General features: G+C 69.9%; 20 protein-coding genes and 1 riboswitch. Of the genes, 5 read left to right on the top strand and 15 right to left on the bottom strand.

Annotated features, from left to right (window positions below):
• Positions 1–118 precede the first annotated feature (118 nt).
• Entirely contained in the window at positions 119–367 is a 249-nt protein-coding gene (locus L0P92_RS45670; RefSeq protein WP_234762490.1) for a hypothetical protein, read from the top strand.
• Here the strand turns inward: L0P92_RS45670 and L0P92_RS11680 are convergent.
• Entirely contained in the window at positions 330–1,502 is a 1,173-nt protein-coding gene (locus L0P92_RS11680) for an acyl-CoA dehydrogenase (protein WP_234762489.1), read from the bottom strand. The genes L0P92_RS45670 and L0P92_RS11680 overlap by 38 nt on opposite strands.
• A gap of 334 nt (positions 1,503–1,836) precedes the next feature.
• Here L0P92_RS11680 and L0P92_RS11675 point away from each other — a divergent pair, with 334 nt between their 5' ends.
• Positions 1,837–3,075, top strand: a complete 1,239-nt coding sequence (locus tag L0P92_RS11675) for a glycoside hydrolase family 18 protein (protein ID WP_234762488.1) — start codon at positions 1,837–1,839, stop codon at positions 3,073–3,075.
• Positions 3,076–3,146: 71 nt separating this feature from the next.
• On the opposite strand, the gene L0P92_RS11670 is transcribed toward L0P92_RS11675, so the two are convergent.
• The 5 genes from L0P92_RS11670 to L0P92_RS11650 all read right to left on the bottom strand — a co-directional run bounded on the left by L0P92_RS11670 (position 3,147) and on the right by L0P92_RS11650 (position 8,369).
• The gene (locus tag L0P92_RS11670; RefSeq protein ID WP_234762487.1) at positions 3,147–3,806 is read right to left on the bottom strand and encodes a TetR/AcrR family transcriptional regulator; all 660 of its coding nucleotides are present in this window, start codon (positions 3,804–3,806) and stop codon (positions 3,147–3,149) included.
• A 147-nt stretch (positions 3,807–3,953) separates the two neighbouring features.
• Positions 3,954–4,094: an SCO1431 family membrane protein gene (locus L0P92_RS11665; protein ID WP_234762486.1), complete on the bottom strand. Its 141-nt coding sequence runs from the start codon at positions 4,092–4,094 to the stop codon at positions 3,954–3,956.
• Positions 4,095–4,158: 64 nt separating this feature from the next.
• On the bottom strand, positions 4,159–5,523 hold the full coding sequence (locus L0P92_RS11660) for a C39 family peptidase (RefSeq protein WP_234762485.1): 1,365 nt from the start codon (positions 5,521–5,523) through the stop codon (positions 4,159–4,161).
• A 313-nt stretch (positions 5,524–5,836) separates the two neighbouring features.
• Complete coding sequence (locus L0P92_RS11655) at positions 5,837–7,378, bottom strand: amino acid permease (RefSeq protein WP_234762484.1); 1,542 nt, start codon at positions 7,376–7,378, stop codon at positions 5,837–5,839.
• Positions 7,379–7,415: 37 nt separating this feature from the next.
• Entirely contained in the window at positions 7,416–8,369 is a 954-nt protein-coding gene (locus L0P92_RS11650) for a hypothetical protein (protein WP_234762483.1), read from the bottom strand.
• 266 nt (positions 8,370–8,635) lie between these two features.
• On the opposite strand from L0P92_RS11650, the gene L0P92_RS11645 reads away from it, so the two are divergent.
• Complete coding sequence (locus L0P92_RS11645; RefSeq protein WP_234762501.1) at positions 8,636–9,256, top strand: nucleoside/nucleotide kinase family protein; 621 nt, start codon at positions 8,636–8,638, stop codon at positions 9,254–9,256.
• A 438-nt stretch (positions 9,257–9,694) separates the two neighbouring features.
• On the top strand, positions 9,695–11,560 hold the full coding sequence (locus L0P92_RS11640) for an AAA family ATPase (protein ID WP_234762482.1): 1,866 nt from the start codon (positions 9,695–9,697) through the stop codon (positions 11,558–11,560).
• 147 nt (positions 11,561–11,707) lie between these two features.
• Here L0P92_RS11640 and L0P92_RS11635 read toward each other — a convergent pair whose 3' ends face one another.
• The 9 genes from L0P92_RS11635 to L0P92_RS11595 all read right to left on the bottom strand — a co-directional run bounded on the left by L0P92_RS11635 (position 11,708) and on the right by L0P92_RS11595 (position 19,190).
• Positions 11,708–12,796, bottom strand: coding sequence for a hemolysin family protein (locus L0P92_RS11635; protein ID WP_234762481.1), 1,089 nt, complete (start codon positions 12,794–12,796; stop codon positions 11,708–11,710).
• Positions 12,793–14,118, bottom strand: a complete 1,326-nt coding sequence (locus tag L0P92_RS11630) for a hemolysin family protein (protein WP_234762480.1) — start codon at positions 14,116–14,118, stop codon at positions 12,793–12,795. Before L0P92_RS11630 ends, L0P92_RS11635 begins: the two co-directional genes overlap by 4 nt.
• 222 nt (positions 14,119–14,340) lie before the next feature.
• Positions 14,341–14,799: a PH domain-containing protein gene (locus L0P92_RS11625; protein WP_234762479.1), complete on the bottom strand. Its 459-nt coding sequence runs from the start codon at positions 14,797–14,799 to the stop codon at positions 14,341–14,343.
• A 19-nt stretch (positions 14,800–14,818) separates the two neighbouring features.
• Positions 14,819–15,670: an ATP phosphoribosyltransferase gene (gene hisG, locus L0P92_RS11620; RefSeq protein ID WP_234762478.1), complete on the bottom strand. Its 852-nt coding sequence runs from the start codon at positions 15,668–15,670 to the stop codon at positions 14,819–14,821.
• Between the two features lie 64 nt (positions 15,671–15,734).
• Positions 15,735–16,007: a phosphoribosyl-ATP diphosphatase gene (locus L0P92_RS11615; protein ID WP_031486114.1), complete on the bottom strand. Its 273-nt coding sequence runs from the start codon at positions 16,005–16,007 to the stop codon at positions 15,735–15,737.
• A 34-nt stretch (positions 16,008–16,041) separates the two neighbouring features.
• Positions 16,042–16,527: a 6,7-dimethyl-8-ribityllumazine synthase gene (gene ribH, locus L0P92_RS11610; RefSeq protein ID WP_030038615.1), complete on the bottom strand. Its 486-nt coding sequence runs from the start codon at positions 16,525–16,527 to the stop codon at positions 16,042–16,044.
• Positions 16,528–16,552: 25 nt separating this feature from the next.
• Positions 16,553–17,938: a GTP cyclohydrolase II gene (ribA, locus tag L0P92_RS11605; RefSeq protein ID WP_234762477.1), complete on the bottom strand. Its 1,386-nt coding sequence runs from the start codon at positions 17,936–17,938 to the stop codon at positions 16,553–16,555.
• A complete protein-coding gene (locus L0P92_RS11600; protein ID WP_234762476.1) occupies positions 17,935–18,576 on the bottom strand; it encodes a nicotinamide mononucleotide transporter family protein in 642 nt (213 codons plus the stop codon). Before L0P92_RS11600 ends, ribA begins: the two co-directional genes overlap by 4 nt.
• Positions 18,573–19,190 (bottom strand): riboflavin synthase, encoded by a 618-nt coding sequence (locus tag L0P92_RS11595; RefSeq protein WP_234762475.1) that lies wholly within the window; start codon positions 19,188–19,190, stop codon positions 18,573–18,575. The genes L0P92_RS11600 and L0P92_RS11595 overlap by 4 nt, the downstream gene beginning before the upstream one ends.
• Positions 19,191–19,336: 146 nt before the next feature.
• Positions 19,337–19,467: riboswitch (FMN riboswitch) on the bottom strand.
• Between the two features lie 172 nt (positions 19,468–19,639).
• On the opposite strand from L0P92_RS11595, the gene L0P92_RS11590 reads away from it, so the two are divergent.
• Positions 19,640–21,961: a chitinase C-terminal domain-containing protein gene (locus L0P92_RS11590; RefSeq protein ID WP_234762474.1), complete on the top strand. Its 2,322-nt coding sequence runs from the start codon at positions 19,640–19,642 to the stop codon at positions 21,959–21,961.
• The last annotated feature ends 8 nt before the right edge of the window (positions 21,962–21,969 follow it).

The raw sequence follows: 21,969 nt of genomic DNA, 5'->3' as shown, positions 1-21,969 counted from the left end.
CTGGGCTGACGGTACGTCAGGTAGTGGCAGGTGACCAGAGCGTGAGCCGGACGGCCGTGAACTCACGCCCGATTCCGGCGGGCGGTGACTTGTCCGCCCACCTCCGCGTTGCCCTGGTATGCCCCCCACCTATTCAGCGACCGGGCCTCAGCGCCGCATCTTCGTGCCGCGGCCCGCCGGCTCGCTGGCGCCGGCGCCTCCGCAGCAACCGGATCCGCCCATCTACCGCGAGCTGATGCGCACCTGGGCCGACCGTGGCCGCACGCTGCCCGGGCGCCACGACCCGGAGTGGATCCGGCTCGCGGCGCCGACGGTCAAGCACGGGCAGTTCAGCGTCCCTCGGGACCTGCTAGGTGACGGGCGATGACCATCCGCTGAATCTGGTTGGTGCCCTCGACGATCTGGAGGACCTTGGCCTCGCGCATATAGCGCTCGGCCGGGAAGTCCGCGGTGTAGCCGTATCCGCCGAGGATCTGGACGGCGTCGGTGGTGACCTTCATCGCGGTGTCGGTGCAGTGCAGCTTGGCCATCGCCGCCTGCTTGGCGAACGGCCGGCCCGCGTCGCGCAGCCGCGCCGCCGTGAGGTACAGCGCGCGGCCCGCCTCGATCTGGGTCGCCATGTCGGCGAGCATGAAGCGCAGGCCCTGGAAGTCGGCGATCGGCTTGCCGAACTGCCGGCGCTCGGTCGCGTACGACACCGCCTCGTCGAGCGCCGCCTGGGCGACACCGATCGCGCAGGCGGCGATGCCGAGCCGGCCGGAGTCCAGGGCGGACAGGGCGATGGCGAAGCCCTGGCCCTCGTCTCCGATGCGCCGCTCGTCGCCGACCCGGACGCCGTCGAAGTGGACCTGGGCGGTGGGCGATCCCTTCATGCCCATCTTCTTCTCGGGTGCCGCCGCGCTCACGCCCTCGGCGTCGCCGGGCACCAGGAACGCGGTGATCCCGCGCGGGCCCTCCTCGCCGGTGCGCGCCATGACCGTGTAGAAGTCGGCGATGCCGCCGTGCGTGATCCAGGCCTTGGTGCCGTTGATCACCCAGTCGTCGCCGTCGCGCACCGCCTTGGTGCGCAGCGAGGCCGCGTCCGATCCCGACGCGGGCTCGGAGAGGCAGTACGCGCCGAGCAATCCGCCGCCGAGCATGGCGGGCAGATGCTCGACCTGCTGCTGCTTGGTGCCGTAGGTGGCGAGGGAGTAGGAGGCCAGGGTGTGCACGCTGACACCCAGGCCGACGGTGAGGCGGACCGCGGCGAGTTCTTCGAGGACCTGGAGATAGACCTCGTACGGCTGGTCGCCGCCGCCGTACTCGGAGTCGTACGGCAGGCCGAGCAGTCCCGATTCGGAGAGCAGAGTGAAGACCTCGCGCGGGAAGCGGCCGGCGTCCTCCTCCTCGGCCGCCTTCGGGGCGATCTCGCGCTGCGCGATGTCGCGGACGAGCGAGATCAGATCCCGGGCCTCGTCCGTGGGCAGTTGACGGTCCACGGGCTGCGGGGCGCGGTCGGGCATGGCGACGATCCTCCCTGTCGGGCACGTCGGCGGTCATCCGCCTTGGGTGGGGCGGCTCCGCCGGGTCTCTCTGGTGCCGGGCCGATGCTCGCATTTCCGGGTCTCGGAAGCTGCTGACCAGCGGCTGTGCGCTGTGAGTATGCCCGATCGGAGGCATCGCGTCACCGGTTAACGACCGCTCACTAAAAGAAGTATCCAGCACGTTATCCCGGCGCCGAAATTGGTCCGAACCATTGACGTACTGGTCTAGTCCTCCTACGGTGACGGATCAACGCATCAGCGCGTCCATGCCAATCGGAGCATGCTCCCCTCTCCCCCCACGAGGAGACACCCGATGCACCTCTCGCACCGCCCGCGCGCCCGGCTCATGGCGCTCGTCTCCGCCGCGTGCGCGGCCGTCCTCGGCGCCGGACTGCTCGCCGGCGCGGGCACCGCCACCGCCGAACCCGCCGCCAAGCCGAAGCTCGCCGCCGGCTCCAAGGTCGTCGGCTACTTCACCGAATGGGGCACCTACGACCGCAAGTACTACGTCAAGAACATCGAGACGTCCGGCTCCGCGGCCAGGCTCACCCACATCAACTACGCCTTCGGCAACGTCACCGGCGGCAAGTGCGCGATCGGGGACTCCTACGCGGCGACCGAACGCACCTACACCGCCGCCGAGTCGGTGGACGGCGTCGCCGACACCTGGGACCAGCCGCTGCGCGGCACCTTCAACCAGCTGCGCGAGCTGAAGAAGAAGCACCCGGGCCTGAAGGTCCTGTGGTCCTTCGGCGGCTGGACCTGGTCGAACGGCTTCGGCGAGGCCGCACGCAACCCGGCCGCCTTCGCCCAGTCCTGCTACGACCTGGTCGAGAACTCCAAGTGGGCCGACGTCTTCGACGGCATCGACATCGACTGGGAGTACCCGAACGCCTGCGGCGCCACCTGCGACACCAGCGGCCGTGAGGCCTTCAAGAACCTGATGGCGGCGGTGCGCGCCAAGTTCGGTTCCGGCAACCTCGTCACCGCGGCGATCACGGCCGACGCCACCAGCGGCGGCAAGATCGACGCGGCGAACTACGCGGGCGCGGCCCAGTACGTCGACTGGTACAACCCGATGACGTACGACTTCTTCGGCGCCTGGGACGCGACCGGCCCCACGGCTCCGCACTCGGCGCTGAACTCCTACTCCGGCATCCCGAAGGCCGAGTTCCACACCTCGGCGACCATCGCCAAGCTCAAGGGCCTCGGCATCCCGTCGTCCAAGCTGCTGCTCGGCATCGGCTTCTACGGCCGCGGCTGGACCGGCGTCACCCAGTCGGCCCCCGGCGGCACGGCGACCGGCGCGGCTCCGGGCACCTACGAGGCGGGCATCGAGGACTACAAGGTGCTCAAGACCAAGTGCCCGGCGACCGGAACCGTGGGCGGCACGGCGTACGCCAAGTGCGGGAGCCAGTGGTGGAGTTACGACACCCCCGCGACCATCGCGACGAAGATGACGTACAAGAACCAGCAGGGTCTTGGCGGAACGTTCTTCTGGGAGCTGAGCGGGGACACCTCGGGCGGTGAACTGATCAAGTCCATCAAGTAGCGGGTCCCACGGGGGGACGCAGGGGCGGAGGGCCACGAGCCTCCGCCCCTGCGTCCTGCCGCCGGCCGGGGTCAGCTCTCCCGGCGCGCGGGCTCCGGGGCCGGGTAGGCGGGGTCCATCTCCTCGATGGCGCGCAGGGCGCCGCCCAGGGTCCTCACCAGCAGCTCGCGCATGGTGTCGCGGGGCAGTTCGGGCCGTTCGGTCCAGTCCAGGGTGGCGCCCTCCACGCTGCACACCCAGGCGAGCAGGCCCATACGGGCGATCGGGGCGATGTCGGTACGGCCGTACGCCCCCTCGGCGATGGTCGCCACGATGGCCTCGCGCACGCCGTCCCGGATGGCGTGCACCTCGGTGTCGAAGCCGACGCCGCCGCTGACGATGGTGCGGTAGGCGGCCTGGTTGTGCTCGGCGTAGCGGAGGTAGCTGTCGATGGTGCGGTGCACCCGGTCGACCGGCTGGAGTTCGAGGCCGCTCGCGGCGAAGGTGACCAGGTCGGCGACGGAGTCCTGGATGATCGCCAGGTAGTAGCCGCGCTTGGACTGGAAGTAGTAGTAGATCAGCCCCTTGGCGACATGGGCCTGCCGGGCGATGTCGTCCATGGAGAGCGCGTCGTACGACGTGTCGGCGAACAGCTTCCGCCCGATGGTGATGAGTTCGGCACGGCGCGCCATCGAGCGCTCGGTGCCGCGCGCCCGGGGCCGGGCCGCGTCACGCTGTTGACTAATATTCAATTTAGACCCTGTTGTTCAACGGGCGGCGGGACATCCGCAGTATGGCAGACCTGCACCAGCTGCTCGTTCGAGTCTGATCGAGTTTGGTGGGTCTGCCCGACAACAGGGTCGGGATATGTCCGGCCAAAGGGTCCTGTGTGTGTCAGGTCACAGCAGGCCGAGCTGTGTGATCAGCATCGCGACGACCACGACGAGGGTCCAGCCCATGATGTGCTCGAGGATCTTCGGGCCGTCTTCCTCGGGGCCGCCGGTACGGACGCGCGCGGCGGTGGCGGAATGCGTGGTCATACGCCCACCCTGCCACCGCGAACGGCCTGTGCGGCGGAGACGTTGCTCACAGCACGCCCGGCGTTCACACCACGCCCACCGCCGCGAGCGCCGCGCGCTGGCGCGGGGTGGGACGCGCCGGGAAGTAGAGGTAGCAGACGCCGCCGGTGCCGGAGGCGACCTTGCCCTCGGCGTTGTACCGCTTGGTCCGCAGCCAGATGTTCTCCCACTCGCGCCGCTTGTAGACGCGCCGCACCGCCTCGTTGCTCGGCGAGTTCGGGTCGTTGGCGATCACGTCGCCTTCGGCGGTGAAGCCGATGACGGTCATGAGATGCCCGGCGGTGCCGTACCCCGCCCCGGTCAGCTCGCCCTTCAGGAAGGACTGGGACGTTATGGCCGGGATGCCGGCCGCGATCAGCGTCTCCAGGTCGGTGAGCGAGCGGAGGCGGGTGACGACGCCCTGGAGGTCCTTGAAGGTGGCCGCGTAGGCGGCGTTGAACGGCCAGTTGCCGCACCCGTTGTACTGGTGGTCGAAGGTGTACCGGGCCGCGTGGCAGACCTGCGGGTCGGCGAACGCGGGGTCGACCCAGGCCAACTGCTCCGGGGTGAGCCGGCCGCCCCAGTACTCGATGATCATCTGCGAGGAGGTGGGGCTGCACCAGGCCTCGCCGCCGTTGTCGTACTCCGGGTACTGACCGATGTGAGTCTCCTGCGAGTAGCGCGGGACGGTCAGCTCCCGGGCAAGGCCGGGGGTGGAGGCCGGGACGGTGAAGCGGTCGGGGACGTCGGAGCCCATCGCGCCGGCCCGCCAGACGGTGGGGGTGAGCTTCGTGCCGGGCCTGCGGTACAGGGTCAGCCGCAGCCGGTAGGAGGCGACGCGCAGTCCGCCTGCCGGGTCGTCGACGGCGAGGGTGTCCGTCCAGACCGTGCTCCTGCCGTCCTTCTGGTCGTCGACCGAGGTGCGCCTGATGTCCTGGTCACCGGCCGCCCAGCGGCCCAGCACGTACCAGGGTGTGGCGGTGCCGTCCGAGTACGTCCCCTTCAGTTCGATCTGGATCCAGGTGCCGGCGGGGGTGTGCGCGTTCCAGGAGGTGATCACCTCGGTGGCGGGCACGGTGAGCCGGTGGACCGGGGACGTCCAGGTCGCGTACTCCCAGGAGGCGCTCTCGCCGGTGTGCGGATCCGTGTAGTCGCGGGTGCCCACGGCCGTGGCGATGACGAGGCCGGGGCGGGCGCCGGCGACGGCCCGGGTGCCCTGGGCGGTACCGCCGCGCCAGTCGGTGTACGTGGTCCAGGCGCGGTTGTCGACGGTGCGGGCCGGGGCCTGCGCGGGAGCCCCGGCGTCGGCGGTGACGTCGACGGCGACCGCCGGGCCCGCGCTGCCGGTGACGGTTGCGGCGACCGCGGCTGCCAGAACGATTCTGCGGGACGGCTGCTCGGCTCTGCTCATGGGCGGAGGACTCCCAGGTGTCCGGGTCGGGCGGGTCCAGTGCACGGTGGTCCGCCCACTATGACCGCAGGGGGTGGGCGTCTGCCAGCACTTCGGCCCGGACGCGCCTACGAATATTGGTGTCGACCACTGGCATGACCTTGGCGGAGTCCGAATGGCCCAATCACCGTACGGGCGGGGTGGGATGAGCGGGCGGATCGGCGGACGGACGACCGGACGAGCGCTCCCGGCGTCCGCCGCCGTGCGGCTTCGGACGCCGGGAGGGTGACGAGTCGTCAGGCGAGAGCCGCCGCCGGACGGATGTCGGCCGGTGTCAGACGAGATCCATCGCCGCGACCTCGTCGGGGCGGCCGTAGCTGACCGGGCCGTGGAAGCGGCGGCGGGCGCTGGTGAACCACCACACAGTGGCCACGGCCAGGACGACGGCCAGGGCGACGGGTGCGTAGTTGAAGGTGTCGGCGGTGACCGGCGAGGCGTGCGGCAGCATGAACAGGACGCTGCTGAGCAGGATCCAGGTCACCGCGACGACCCCGACCGGCCGCCCCCAGCGCCCCAGGTGCCAGGGCCCCGGCTGGAACTCGTCCCCCAGGCGCAGCCGGAGCAGGATCGGGACGGCGTACGCGAGGAAGAGTCCGACCACGTTGACGCTGACGATGGCGGTGAACGCCGTGTGCGACCACCAGCCGGGCACCACGAGCGCCAGCGAGCAGGCGACCGCGAGCCACACGGCCTTCACGGGGGTGCGGGTGCGTGGCGAGACCGAGTGCCACCAGCGGGAGCCGGGCATCGCGCCGTCCCGGGAGAAGGCGAAGATCTGCCGGGTGTTGCTGGTGAGGTTGGCCAGGCCGCAGAAGAGCATGGCGCCGATCACGATCAGCAGCAGCACCTTCGCGGTGCCCGCGCCGAGCCCGTCGATCAGGATCTGCACAGGCGGCGCGTCGGCGCTCGCCACCCGGTCGTAGTCACGAATGCTGTAGACCAATGCGAGCATCAGCAGCAGTCCCGCTATCGCCGAGTACGCGATGGCCCGGGTGATCCCGCGCGGCGCATTGACCGTCGCCCGGACCGTTTCCTCCGACATGTGGAAGCTGCCGTCGAAGCCGGTGAAGGTCCAGCTGGTGACCAGCAGGCCGAGCATCCCGCCATAAAGGCCGCTGGTGAAACCGGTGTTGTTCGCGAAATGCGTGACGAACGAAGCCGACTGATGATGATCGGGCATGACCATCAGGGCGGTCACAATGATCACGAGTCCGATCAGCAGCCACCACACGGAGATCCGGTTCAGTACGGCGACCAGGTGCACGGTGTAGGTGTTGGCGAGTCCCTGGAGCACGATGATCAGCGCTGTGATCAGCACCGTTCGGTGCCCGGTCGGCTCGTACGAGGGCCACTGGAGGGCGATGAAGGCCTGGATGAAGGTGGCGGCGGCGTAGCCGGTGGCGGCCGTGCCGCCCACCTGGCCCACGAAGTTCAGCCAGCCGGTGTACCAGGACCAGGCGCCCTTGTGCCGTTTGGCGAGCTTTCCCGCCGAGAAATACAGCGCGCCGCTCGTCGGATAGGCGGAGGCGACCTCGGCCATCGATGCTCCCACGAAGAGCACCATGACGGAGACGCCGATCCAGCCGAAGACGAGAATGCTCGGGCCGCCCGCGTTCAGACCGAATCCGAAACCCGAGAAGATACCCGAGATGATGTTGATGATGGTGAAGGAGATGGCGAAATTGTCGAATGCCTGAAAGCGGCGGGTGAGTTTTCTCGGATAACCCATCGCATGCAGCGTCGCGTCGTCGTCGAGCGCGATCGGATCCGCTCCCCCGCGTGCCGCGGCACGCGGGACCGATATCCGTTCTGACACGGGTCGGGCCTTTCTCTCGGTGGGGGGTTGCGATCCGTCAGGCGCTCGGCACGGGCAGGCCGCAGGCGCGGCGCGCCCGGGACAGCTGCGCGGCCGGGTCACCGAAGACGGACCAGGGCATGCGCGAGGCGTACGGCCCCATCGCCGTGAAGACGGCGCGTGCCTCCTCCTCGCGCCGGGCCATGACCAGGGCGTGCGCGAGATAGGCCAGGTCGAGGACCGGAGTGAAGGGGTAGTCGGCCACCGCGGGCAGCCAGTCGCCGTGGATCGACAGCGAGGTCGAGCGCCACTGCGGCTGCTCCCAGACCCGGTCGGCGAGCAGCTGGGTCGGGTCGTAGCACTCCACCAGGGCGACCAGTGGGAGCAGGCGCAGCGGCGAGTCGGCGGGGGCCCGTTGGCCGAGGAAGGCGGCGACGTCCCAGGCGGCGGTCACGGAGCCGCCGTACCGGGTGAAGAAGCAGGCCAGAAAGCGGTGGTGGGCCTCGCGGTGCCAGGGGTCGAGGGAGAGGATGTGGGCGAACAGCCGCCAGGGGCCCGGCGGTGCCGTGAGCAGTCCGCGCGGTGCCCGGTCGCGCAGCCGGTGCAGCCGGGCCATGGCCAGTTTGGCCACCAGGGGTGTGGGGTCGGCGGGGGCCGTCGCGGCGGCCCGGTCGCAGGCGGCCAGCGCTATCCGCTCCAGCGCCTCGGTCCGCGGGTCGCGTGCGTCGGCCGCGCGCAGCGCCCGCAGCACGGCCACCCGCGCCCACATCAGCTCCGCCTCGGGGCCCGGCTCCTCATGCAGCCAGCGCTCGACGAGGTCGGAGTCCGCGGCCTCCGAGGCGAGCACGAGGGAGCGATGGGCGCGCAGGCCGAAGTCACCGCGGGTTTCGGCCAGGGCGTCGAGGGAGCTCAGATATCGGCCGGCCCGGACATCGACGCATACGCTCCCCAGCACGCGGTCGTCGGCCGCCGGATGCCACACATACTGCCCCTCGAATAACCCCGCGGCCATCTGTCCCAGCCCATCCCCGTTACGGCACCTCACAGTTGCACTCCTGGCACCTTACTCAGCGTGCGGCTCAACCGGAACGTGAATTTCACCGGGGTGGCCGGAGTTTTTCGGCGGGATTGCGAGCAGCCGTCGGCTAGTTCAAAGTGACACCTTTTCTCATCTCGTTCTCGCACTCCCTGCCGCCCCGTCCCCACAACCGCTTTCGCCTGCTACTAGAATGTTCCAACGAAATATGCCCACCAGCCCGCCCCACTTCAGGAAAAACGATTCAGAACCTCGCCACCCGACTCCGCCGCCTCCCTCCGTCCTGCGGCCCGGTCCGCCTGATCGCCGTCGACGGACACGCCGGCTCCGGAAAGTCCACGTTCGCCGGGCAGTTGGCCCGGGCGCTGGGCGACGCCCCGGTGCTGCATCTCGACGACATCGCGAGCCATGACGAGCTGTTCGAGTGGACCGAGCGGCTGCTGGCCCAGGTGATCGAACCGTTCACACGGGGAGAGGTCGCCCACTACTCCCCCTACGACTGGCGGGCCCGCCATTTCGGGCCACCGGTCGCCGTGCCGCCCGCCCCGGTCGTCGTCGTCGAGGGCGTGGGCGCCGGCCGTCGCGCGCTGCGCCCCCACCTCGCCCGGCTGCTGTGGATGGAGCTTCCGCACGAGGAGTCCTGGAACCGGGGACGCTCACGGGACGGGGCGGAGCAGCGGGAGTTCTGGGACGGGTGGGTCAGGGCGGAGCAGAGGCACTTCGCGGAGGACCCGTCCCGGCCCTTCGCCGACCTCCTGGTTCGGCAGAGCGGCAAGGGATACGAGCTGCTTCCTGGGCCTGCCGGGACTGTTGGACCGGACCAGGCGATCACACTCGGTGACGACCCATCGGCAATGTGCTGAACTTGTGAAGAGCCCTCCCGGGCAAGTTCGCGGAGTGCCTCAACTCTGCTTGACCCGGGGGCCGTACAGGACTTACGTTCTCAATGTGCGGTCAATCGAAGCCGCCCACTGACGCGAAGCCCCCGGTTGTTCCCCCGTGATCGGGGGCTTCGTTCTGCCCTGACTCCTCTTTTCGGACGCCGAGAGGCGCGATTCGCTCACCCTGGGTCACCGAGCGCGCTCCGCCCGATCCGCTCCCACCTCGCCAAACGGCCGGTGCGGCACCCTGGGGCGGGTGACACCCTCGCAGGTACGATGCCCTCGGTGCGACGTACGGACGGCTGCTCTGCGCACCGTTGCAACTCCGGTCCGCGGCACGGCGGTTCGATCGATCCGATCAAGGCGGCCGACGGACGAGCGGTCGGTCAACCGACGGGGGCACGGTTTGTGGGGGACGTGATGGACTTCGGCACGCAGGGCCCCGAGGCCCCGGCCGACCTCGCCTGGTTGCGAGGTGTGGATGCCTACACGATGGGGGCCTATCCGCAGGCGGAGGAGGAGTTCCGCACCGCGGTACGGATCGATCCGGGGATGGCCGACGGCTGGCTCGGGCTGCACGCGCTGCGCGTCGACACGACGACCGCGCTGCTGCGGATGTTCCGACACCGGGAGCGCTTCGGGGAGCAGCGCGCCCGGCATCGGCGGACCATCAACTCCTGGTACTGGCTGGGCTGGTGGGTGCAGCCGGTGCTGGAGAGCCCGCGCGATCTGCTACTCGCCCACGCCTCGCACTGGCTGGACGGACGGCACGTGCCGGAGCTGGACCGGGCGCTGGCCGGGCTCCCGCCCGTCGACACCGACCACCAGGTCCGCTTTCTGCACGCCTGCCGCGCCTATCTGGTCAAGGACTGGGAGCAGCTCGTACGGCACACCGACCCGCTGCTCGACGACGCGATGCTCGGGATCGAGGCGGGCCTGTTCGGCGGCATGGCGCGGGTCCGCCTGGAGATGTACGGGCAGGCCGAGCCGCTGCTCTCGGCCGCGCTGATGCGATGTCGCAGCGAGCAGCCGCAGCGCAAGGAGCTGCGGTACTGGCTGGCGCGGGCGCACGAGGGCACGGGGCGGTCCGCCGCCGCGCTCCCCCTCTACCGCGCGGTGCACCGCGTCGACCCCGCGTTCATGGACACCTCGGCGCGGCTCGCGGCCATCGCCGAGGGCGACGGCTACGACGACGGCACCGACCTCGCGGCGATCACGCTGACCGGGTTCGGCGGGGACGTCGGCGACGGGCCCGACGGGCTCGACCCGCTGTTCGGCGTCGAGGGGCGGGACCTGAAGCTGTCCGACCCCGATCTGCCGCCGACCGGGCCGCTGCCCTCGGTGGTGGATCCGACGGTGCGCGAGAAGACCACGGTGTCCTCGCAGCCGTTGCCCTCCGGGCCGACCGATCCCCAGTTACTCGAGGAGGCGCTCGCCGAGCTCGAGCGCATGGTGGGGTTGGAGCCCGTCAAGCGGCAGGTCAAGGCGCTGTCCGCCCAGTTGAACATGGCCCGGCTGCGCGCCGGGCAGGGGTTGCCGGTGCAGCCGCCCAAGCGGCACTTCGTCTTCTCCGGGCCGTCCGGCACCGGCAAGACCACGGTCGCGCGCATCCTGGGGCGCGTGTTCTACGCCCTCGGGCTCCTCGGTGGCGACCATCTCGTGGAGGCTCAGCGGGCGGATCTGGTCGGCGAGTATCTGGGCCAGACCGCCGTGAAGGCCAACGAGCTCATCGACTCCGCGCTCGGGGGTGTCCTCTTCGTCGACGAGGCCTACTCCCTGTCCAACACCGGGTACGGCAAGGGGGACGCGTACGGTGACGAGGCGCTGCAGGTGTTGCTGAAGCGGGCCGAGGACAACCGGGACCATCTGGTGGTGATCCTCGCCGGCTATCCCGAGGGGATGGACCGGCTGCTGGCCGCCAATCCGGGGCTCTCCTCGCGGTTCACGACCCGTGTCGACTTTCCTTCGTACCGGCCTCTCGAACTGACCTCCATCGGTGAGGTGCTCGCCGCGGAGAACGGTGATGTCTGGGACGAGGAGGCGCTGGACGAGCTGCGCTCCATCGCGGGGCATGTGGTCGATCAGGGGTGGATCGACGAGTTGGGGAACGGGCGGTTTCTGCGGACGCTGTACGAGAAGAGTTGTGCGTATCGGGATCTGCGGTTGTCGACCTATCCCGGGGCGCTGACTCGGGACGACTTGTCGACGCTTCGGTTGCCGGATCTGATGCAGGCGTATGGGGAAGTGTTGTCGGGGCGGGGTCCGCAGGATCCGTCGGGCATGTGAGGTTCTCTCGCCCCCGCCGCCCCTACCCTTCCCATCCTTGAAGGGGCTCCGCCCCTTCGACCCCGCCAGGGGGCTCTGCCCCCTGGACCCCCGCTCCTCAAACGCCGGAGGGGCTGAAAGTGCCGGACGCCGGAGGGACTGAAAATGTCAGCCCGTAAGTGCTCCCTCCGGTTCCCCCGTGCTCAGGCGCGGCCCTGTCACCCGTACCTCCGGCAGTTGGCGGTGGGCCGGGTCGCGGACTTCTCCTACCAGGAGTTCCAGGACGTCTTCCAGGGCGACGAGGCCGAGGACCCGGCCGGAGGTGTCGGCCACCTGGGCCAGGTGGGTGGCGGCGCGGCGCATGACGGTGAGGGCGTCGTCCAGGGGGAGTTCCGAGCGGAGGGTGGTCATGGGGCGCCAGATGTGCTGGGGTACCGCGCGTTCGGACTCCTCCAGGTCCAGGACGTCCTTGACGTGCAGGTAGCCCATGAAGGCGCCGGTCTCCGCCGCCACGGGGAAGCGGGAGTAGCCGGTGCGGGCGGTGAGGGCGACGATCTGGCCGGGGGTGACCGAGGGGCTGACCGTGACCAGGGACTCGCGCTTGAGGAGGACGTCCGTCACCGGGCGGGAGCCCAGCTCCAGGGCGTCTCCCAAACGTTCCTGCTCCTCGGGGTCGAGCAGTCCGGCCTGGCCGGAGTCCTCGACGAGCCGGTTGAGCTGCTCGCTGGTGAAGACCGCCTCGACCTCGTCCTTCGGTTCGACGCGGAAGAGCCGCAGGATGGCCTGTGCGACGGCGCCGAGGGCCACGGTGATCGGGCGGCAGAAGCGGGCGAAGTAGACCAGGCCGGGGCTGAGCCACAGCGCCACCTTCTCCGGCGCCGCCATCGCCAGGTTCTTCGGCAGCATCTCTCCGATGACCAGGTGGAAGAAGACCACCGCGGCGAGCGCGATGACATAGGTGAGGGGGTGGATCATGCCCTCGGGCAGGTGCACCCACTCGAACAGCGGCTCCAGCAGGTGCGCCACCGTGGGCTCCGCCACCGCGCCCAGGGTCAGCGAGCACACCGTGATGCCGAACTGCGCCGCCGCCATCATCTGCGGCAGCCGCTCCAGGCCGTAGAGCACCTGCCGTGCGCGGGCCGTGCCGAGCGGTTCGATCTGGCTGCGGCGGACCGAGACGAGGGCGAACTCGGCGCCCACGAAGAAGCCGTTGGCCAGGACCAGCAGCGCCGCGAAGAGAAGTTGGAGCACGCTCATCGGGCGACCTCCACCACGGCACCGGTCCGGACCAGCCGGACGCGCTCGGCGCGGTAGTGGCCGACCCGGCGCACCGACAGCCGCCAGCCCGGCAGCTCCGCCTTGTCGCCGACGGCCGGGATACGGCCGAGCAGGTCGGCGACCAGGCCGGCGACGGTCTCGTACGGACCCTCGGGCACGTCGAGTCCTATCCGTTGGAGGATGTCGACGCGGCAGCTGCCGTCGGCGTCCCAGGCGGGCCGGCCGTCCTCCGGCGGGGCGGCGGCGAGTTCGGGCAGGTCCTGGCCGTCGTGCTCGTCGCGGACCTCGCCGACGATCTCCTCGACGATGTCCTCCAGGGTGACGACCCCGGCCGTGCCGCCGTACTCGTCGACGACGACCGCGATGGGCTGCTCGCTGCGCAGCTGGGCGAGGAGCGGCTGGACCGGCAGGGTCTCGGGGACCAGCAGGGCCGGGCGGGCGATCCGGCCGACCGGGGTGCGCAGCCGTTCACTCGAACGGACCGCCAGGGCGTCCTTCAGATGGACCATGCCGACGACCTCGTCGATCTTCTCGCGGTAGACCGGGAAGCGGGACAGACCGGTGGCGCGGGTCAGGTTCACGACGTCCTCGGCGGTCGCGGACGACTGGAGCGCGCTGACCTTCACGCGCGGGGTCATCACGTGCTGCGCGGTGAGCTCGGCGAGCGACAGGGTCCGTACGAAGAGATCCGCGGTGTCCTGTTCCAGGGCGCCGGCCTGGGCGGAGTGGCGGGCCAGGGAGACGAGTTCGCCGGGGGTGCGGGCGGAGGCCAGCTCCTCGGTCGGCTCGATGCCCAGGGCGCGGACGAGACGGTTGGCGACCGAGTTCAGCGCGGCGATCACCGGGCGGAACAGGCGCGCGAAGACGTGCTGCGGGCCGGCGACGAAGCGCGCGACCTGCATCGGCCGGGACACCGCCCAGTTCTTCGGCGCGAGCTCGCCGATCACCATCTGCACGGCCGAGGCCAGCAGCATGCCGACGACCACGGCCACCCCGGACACCGCGCCCTCGGGGATGCCGATCGCGGTGAAGGGGCCGCCGAGCAGCTCGGCGAGCGCCGGTTCGGCGAGCATGCCGACGACGAGGGAGGTGATGGTGATGCCGAGCTGGGTGCCGGAGAGCTGGAAGGACAGTTCCTTCAGTGACTCGACGACCCGGTGGGCCCGTCGGTCGCCCTCGGCGGCGGCCTTCTCGGCGTCCGTCGCCTCGACCGTGACCAGGCCGAACTCGGCGGCCACGAAGAAGCCGTTGGCGAGAATCAGGAGGAACGCGGCTGCGAGTAGCAGCAGGGGGATGCTCATGACGCGGCCGCCCCGGTATGTCGGGAGGGGGCGGCGCAGGTACTACAGGACGATCCGTCCATCGCTGGAGGGAATCACTCCTCGGGTAGCAGGGGGCCTCTGAGGGCGGGTGGGACATCAAAGGCGGAGGCGTCGGAAAACGCCTCCGCCAACAGATTAATCAAGACATGGCGATTTACGTCAGGGTGAAAGTCCCCCAGTGAGCCCCGATGGCCCCCTGAGTCAGCCCTGATGCTCCTCCGGATCCCTGATGGCACGGGCCTCGGCGAGTGCCCGCAGAGCGCGCGCGTCGGCGATGGCCCGCTGCTTGGCGATGCCGGGCTGGATGCCGAGCGCGGGCAGGCTGGTGCCGTCGCTGAGGTTGAGGAACACCCAGGGGTCGCCCGGGCGGAGGTTCACCTGGACGATCTCGGCCCACTCCAGTCGGCGCCTGGTGGCGATGTTCACCACGGTGACGCCGGACTCGTCGGCGACGACCTTCACGCGCGCCAGCATGGCCAGCACGCCGAACATCAGGGCGCCGGTGAGGACGAAGCTGAGGCGCTCGCCGGGGCCGAGCTTCGCCAGCAGCAGCGCCACCGCCGTGATGACGACGAAGATGGCGACGCCTGCGGTGAGCAGGACGGCCCGGGTGCGGCCCGGCCGGAAGGTGACGGGCAGGGCGGGCAGTTCGGAGGACATCGGTGTACGGCCCCTCGGGTCAGAGGCGGCAGGCGTGGATGGCCGTGGTCAGGATGGCCCGCGCGCCGATGTCGTACAGGTCGTCCATGATCCGCTGGGCTTCCTTGGCCGGAACCATGGCCCGTACGGCGACCCAGCCCTCGTTGTGCAGCGGCGAGACGGTCGGCGACTCCAGGCCCGGCGTGAGGGCGACCGCCTTCTCCAGCTGCTCGACGCGGCAGTCGTAGTCCATCATCACGTACGTCCGCGCGACCAGGACGCCCTGGAGGCGGCGCAGGAACTGCTGGACCTTGGGCTCCTCGCCGTCCGCGCCGGTGCGGCGGATGACGACGGCCTCGGACTTCATGATCGGCTCGCCGACGACCTCCAGGCCGGCGTTGCGCAGCGAGGTGCCGGTCTCGACGACGTCCGCGATGACCTGGGCGACACCGAGCTGGATGGCGGTCTCGACGGCGCCGTCGAGGTGGACGACGGAGGCGTCGATGCCGTGGTCGGCCAGGTGCTTGGCGACGATGCCCTCGTAGGAGGTGGCGACCGTCTTGCCGTTGAGGTCGGCCAGGTCGTCGCCGACGGTGCCCGGCTTGGTGGCGAAGCGGAAGGTGGAGCGGGCGAAGCCGAGTGCCAGGATCTCCTCGGCGTTGGCGCCGGAGTCGATCAGCAGGTCACGGCCGGTGAGGCCGATGTCGAGCTGTCCGGAGGCGACGTAGATGGCGATGTCGCGGGGGCGGAGGTAGAAGAACTCGACGTCGTTGCCGGGGTCGACGATCCGCAGTTCCTTGGACTCGCGGCGCTGGAGGTAGCCGGCCTCATGCAGCATCTCCGCCGCAGGGCCGGACAGGGAACCCTTGTTGGGGACGGCGATGCGCAGCATGAGGTCGGCTTCCTTCGTTCGCTGTTACGGGTGTGCTGGACTGCTGGTGCTCAGGTGCTGGTGCTCAGAGGTGGGCGTAGACGTCGTCGAGGGAGATCCCGCGCGCGACCATCATCACCTGGACGTGGTAGAGCAGCTGCGAGATCTCCTCGGCGGCGGCTTCCTTGCCCTCGTACTCGGCGGCCATCCAGACCTCGGCGGCCTCCTCGACGACCTTCTTGCCGATGGCATGGACGCCCTTGCCGACCAGCTCTGCGGTGCGGGAAGTGGCGGGGTCGCCGTTCGCGGCCTTGTGCTGGAGCTCGGTGAAGAGCTCCTCGAAAGTCTTCTTGGACATGGTGGCGCCCACTTTACGCGTAGTACCGGTCCACCTAACGCCACGGTTCGGATACTGAGCGGAGGGTCGCGGCGGTGGCGACCGCCGCGGTCACCGCCTCGTGCCCCTTGTCCTCGTTGGAGCCCTCGATGCCGGCCCGGTCCAGGGCCTGCTCCTCGGTGTCGCAGGTCAGTACGCCGAAGCCGACGGGGACGCCGGTGTCGACGGAGACCTGGGTGAGGCCCTGGGTCACGCCCTGGCACACGTACTCGAAGTGCGGGGTGCCGCCGCGGATGACCACGCCGAGCGCCACGATGGCGTCGTAGCCGCGGCCCGCGAGGACCTTGGCGACCACCGGGAGTTCCCAGCTGCCGGGGACCCTGAGCAGGGTCGGCTCGTCGATCCCCAGGTCGTGCAGGGCGCGCAGCGCGCCGTCCACCAGACCGTCCATCACCTTCTCGTGCCACTGCGCCGCGATGACCGCGACCCGCAGGTCACCCACATTGCGTACGGACAGCTCCGGTGCGCCCTTGCCGCTCACGTTCCTTCAGTCTCCTCGTGTGCTCTTACTGGTTGGTGCAGGTGGACAGGGTGGCCGGGGCGGCCCCGGGTGCCGGGTCCAGCCAGGGCAGGTCGTGCCCCATCCGGTCGCGCTTGGTGCGCAGGTACGTCAGGTTGTGCTCGCCCGCCTGTACGGGCATCGGCTCCCGCTCGCTGACCTTGAGGCCGTGGCCGGTGAGCGCGTCCGTCTTGTCGGGGTTGTTGGTCAGCAGGCGCACGCTGTGCACGCCGAGGTCGACCAGGATCTGCGCGCCGGCGCCGTAGTCGCGGGCGTCGGCGGGCAGACCGAGTTCGAGGTTGGCGTCCAGGGTGTCGCGGCCGCGCTCCTGGAGTTCGTAGGCGCGCAGCTTGGACATCAGGCCGATGCCCCGGCCCTCGTGTCCGCGGAGATAGACGACGACTCCGCGGCCCTCGTCCTGGATGCGCTGCAGCGCCGCTTCCAGCTGGGGTCCGCAGTCGCAGCGCAGGGAGTGGAAGACGTCGCCGGTCAGGCATTCGGAGTGGACGCGGACGACGACGTCCTCGCCGTCGCCGATCTCGCCGTGCACGAGCGCGACGTGCTCGACGCCGTCGGCGGTGGAGCGGTAGCCGTACGCCGTGAAGGCGCCGTGGGCGGTGGGCAGGTGGACCTCGGCCTCGCGGCGGACGGCCGGCTCGCCCGGCGGCCGCTGCTCGACGAGGGCGGGCCGCTGTTCGGCCGGGGTGGGCTCCTGCTCGGCCGGCTCCGGGTGCTCGGTGGCGCGGCGGTAGGCGATCAGGTCCTCGATGGAGATGATCGTCAGGCCGTGCTTGCGGGCGAACGGGATCAGCTCGGGCAGCCGCAGCATCTCGCCGTCCTCGCCGGCGATCTCGACGATGGCGCCGGCCGGGCGCAGCCCCGCGAGGCGGGCGAGGTCGACGGCGGCCTCGGTGTGGCCGTCGCGGACGAGGACGCCGCCGGGACGGGCGCGCAGCGGGAAGATGTGGCCCGGGCGGACGAGGTCGGAGGGCTCCGCCTTGCCGCTCGCCAGGAGCTGGAGGGTGGTCGCCCGGTCGGAGGCGGAGATGCCGGTGGTCACGCCGTGCGCGGCGGAGGCGTCCACGGAGACCGTGAAGGCGGTCTTCATCGACTCGGTGTTGTCCGCGACCATCTGCGGCAGTTCGAGCCGCTCAAGCTCCTCGGGCTCCATGGGCGCGCAGATCAGACCGCGGCACTCGCTCATCATGAAGGCGACGATCTCGGGGGTCGCGTGCTCGGCGGCGATGACGAGGTCGCCCTCGTTCTCCCGGTCCTCGTCGTCGACGACCACGATCGGGCGGCCTGCGGCGATGTCGGCGATGGCCTGCTCGATCGGGTCGAGCGTGAGGTCCTCGACGCCTTCGGTGCGGTACAGAACGGGTGCCGTGGTCATGCCGGCGCTCCTTCCAGGACGGGCCGCGCGTCCTTGCGGGAGCGCAGCCACCAGTCGCGCATGCCCCACAGGACGAGTGCGCCGTAGATGACGTAGACGAAGCCGGAGAAGGCGTAGCCGTTGGCGAAGTTGAGGGGGACGCCGACGAGGTCGACGAGGAGCCAGGCGAACCAGAACTCGACCATGCCGCGCGCCTGGGCGTACATGGCGACGATGGTGCCGACGAAGATGTAGGCGTCGGGCCAGGGGTCCCAGGACAGGGTGGGGTAGGCCTTGAAGAGCAGTGCCACCGCGACGGTGCCGGCGGCGGCCGCGGCGACCATCGCGCCGCGCTCGCGCCAGGTGGCGAACCGCACGCTGATGTGGCCGTCCTCGCTCTGGCCCTTGCCGCGCTGCCACTGCCACCAGCCGTACGCGGCGACGAGCATGACGACGGCCTGCTTGCCCGCGCTGCCGGTGAGGTGGCCGAAGAAGGCGCCGAAGAGGATCAGTCCGGCCAGGAACTGCACGGGCCAGGTCCATATGGAGCGCCGCCAGCCGAGGGCGAGGGCGGCGAGGCCGAAGAGGTTGCCGACCATGTCCGACCAGAGGATGTGCTGGCCGAACAGGGTGAAGGCCTCGGAGTTCAGCGAGTTCACTTCGCCGTCGCCCCTTCGGAGGAGAGCCGGTCGCCCAGCATCCGCTCGACGTACTTGGCGATGACGTCGACCTCGAGGTTGACCGGGTCGCCGGGCTGCTTCAGACCGAGCGTGGTCAGGTCGAGGGTGGTCGGGATGAGGCTGACGGTGAAGTAGTCGGGCCCGGCGTCGACGACGGTGAGGCTGATGCCGTCGACGGTGATGGAGCCCTTCTCGACGACGTACCGGGAGAGGTCCGCGGGGAGCGAGATCTTGACGATCTCCCAGTTCTCGGAGGGCTTGCGCTCCAGCACCTCGCCGGTGCCGTCGACGTGGCCCTGCACGATGTGCCCGCCGAGGCGGGCGCCCACGGCGGTGGGGCGCTCCAGGTTGACGCGGGAGCCGACGGTGAGGACGCCCAGGCTGGAGCGGTTCAGGGTCTCGGCCATGACGTCGGCGGTGAACTCGTCGCCCTCGTGCTCGACGACCGTGAGGCAGACGCCGTTGACGGCGATGGAGTCCCCGTGCTGCGCGCCTTCGGTGACGACGGGGCCGCGCAGTCGGAAGCGACAGGCGTCGTCGAGGGTCTCGACAGCCGTGACGTGGCCCAGCTCTTCGACGATTCCGGTGAACACTTCCCGGGTCCTCCTGCCTCATTCGGGCACGGACTCCGGGGCTGTCGATGACGACAGAATGTACGAGCAGGAACACCGAGGGCGACGCCGAACAGGGCTCGCCACAGGGGCGAACCGATACGGCGGCGCGCACGAATGCCCGCCCGCCGCGCACTGCCTCCCATCCGGACTTTAACCGTCGGTCCAGGAATTTCACCTGGTCAACCGGCCGCTGGAAGCGACCGGGTCGCGGACTGTAACCGCCGGTTCGGACTTTCACCGACCCCGGAGTGCGCTGCTTCTGGTACAGGGCCAGTGTGCCACGCCCGATCCATGTCCATGCGGGTGAATGTTGTGGGGTGGCTCACAGGCCGTCCGACCGGACCTCTGCCAGGGATTGGTCCATACCTATTGACGCACTGGTCTAGTCCTCTCTAGGGTCTGCGCAACTTCCGTGGAGAGGAACCGACTTGCTGTCCCTTTCACGCAACCGCGCGAGACCCGCCCTGCTCGCCGCCCTCGGCACGATCGCCGGCCTGGTGCTCGCCGGTCTCCCCGCGAACGTCTCGCACGCCGCCGACCAGGAGTCCTGCCGCCCCGACGGCCTCTACCGGACGCCGGGCGTCGACGTCCCGTACTGCTCGGTCTACGACTCGGCCGGCCGGGAGAAGATGGGCGCCGACCACCAGCGCCGGGTGATCGGCTACTTCACCGGCTGGCGCACCGGCAGGGACGGCACGCCCGCCTACCTCGCCCCGGACATCCCCTGGGACAAGGTCACCCACCTCAACTACGCCTTCGCGCACATCGACAGCGGCAACAGGATCTCCGTCGGCACGGACAGTGCGACGAACCCGGCTACGGGAATGACCTGGCCGGGCGTGAACGGCGCGGAGACGGACCCGGAATTCCCCTACAAGGGCCACTTCAACCTGCTGAACAAATTCAAGAAGCAGCACCCGGACGTCAAGACGCTGATCTCGGTGGGCGGTTGGGCCGAGACCGGCGGCTATTTCGACGACAGCGGCACGCGCGTCAACTCGGGTGGCTTCTACTCGATGGCCACCAACGCCGACGGTTCGGTCAATCAGTCCGGCATCGACACGTTCGCGGATTCGGCGGTCGGGTTCATCAGGAAGTACGGATTCAACGGCGTCGACATCGACTACGAGTACCCGACGTCCATGAAGGACGCGGGCCACCCGTTCGACTGGTCCGTCTCCAACGCCCGCAGGTCCGGCCTGGTCAAGGGCTATGCGGCCCTGATGAAGACGCTCCGCGAGAAGCTCGACCGCGCGGGCGCGGCGGACGGCAGGCACTATCTGCTCTCCGTCGCCGCGCCCTCCTCGGGATATCTGCTGCGCGGTATGGAGACCTTCCAGGTCCAGAAGTACCTGGACTACGTCAACATCATGTCGTACGACCTGCACGGCGCCTGGAACGAGTACGTCGGTCCGAACGCCTCGCTCTTCGACGACGGGAAAGACGCCGAACTCGCCGCGGCGGGCGTCTATTCCACGTCCCAGTACGGCGGAATCGGCTATCTGAACACCGACTGGGCGTACCACTACTTCCGCGGTTCGATGCCCGCGGGCCGTATCAACATCGGACTCCCCTACTACACCCGGGGATTCAAGAACGTCACGGGCGGCACGGACGGACTGTGGGGCAGAGCGGCCTCGACGACCTGTCCGGCGGGCTCCGGGCTGACCAGGTGCGGTGACGGGGCCGTCGGGATCGACAACCTCTGGCACGACCTCGACACCGACGGCAAGGAGTCACCGGCCGGTTCGAACCCGATGTGGCACGCCAAGAACCTGGAGAAGGGGATCGTCGGGGACTACGTCACCAAGTACGGCTTCCCGGCCGGGACCCGGCTGACCGGCACGTACGCCCGCAAGTACGACTCGACCCTGGTCGCGCCCTGGCTGTGGAACGCGGAGAAGAAGGTGTTCCTGTCCACCGAGGACGAGCAGTCGGTGAACGCCAAGGCCGACTACGTCGTCGACCACGGCATCGGCGGCACGATGGTGTGGGAGCTGGCCGGGGACTACGGCTGGAACGCGGGCAAGGGGCAGTTCGAGCCGGGGTCGACGTTGACCTCCGCGATGTACGAGAAGTTCAGGTCGGCGGGCCCGTACGGCGCGAAGCGGTCGACGGTCGACCTGCCGGCCGAGGCACTCGACATCGACGTCGACTTCGGGCAGTTCCCGCTCGGCGACTCCAACTACCCCATCAGCCCCAAGCTGAGGATCACCAACAACTCCACGGCGACGCTGCCCGGCGGCACGGAGTTCCAGTTCGACTACGGGACCTCGGCGCCAGGAAACGCCAAGGACCAGTCGGGCTGGGGGACTTCGGTGATCCGCAGCGATCACACGGGGAGCAACGTCGGCGGGCTGAAGGGCGACCACCACCGCGTGTCCCTGAAGCTGCCGGGCTGGCAGACGCTGGCGCCGGGGGCGTCCGTGGAGCTGGACCTCGTGTACCACCTGCCGGTGTCGACGCCGTCCAACTGGACGGTGACGTTCGGCGGGAGGACCTACGCGCTGGCCGGGGATCTGGCACGCGGCACGACCGTCGTCGAGCCGGGATCGGGAACCCCGTCCCCCTCTCCCACCTCTTCCAGTGGAGAGTGCGCGAACCCCGTCTGGAGCGCCACGACGGAGTACGGCGGAGGCAGCGCCGTGTCCCATGAGGGGCACGCGTGGAAGGCCAGGTGGTGGACGAAGGGCGAGGAACCCGGCACCACCGGCGAGTGGGGTGTGTGGCAGGACCTCGGAGCCTGCTGAGCCCCGCG

The organism is Streptomyces muensis (assembly GCF_021474425.1).
Classification (GTDB): Bacteria; Actinomycetota; Actinomycetes; order Streptomycetales; family Streptomycetaceae; genus Streptomyces; species Streptomyces muensis.
This window is presented reverse-complemented; position numbering and strand designations above follow the sequence as displayed.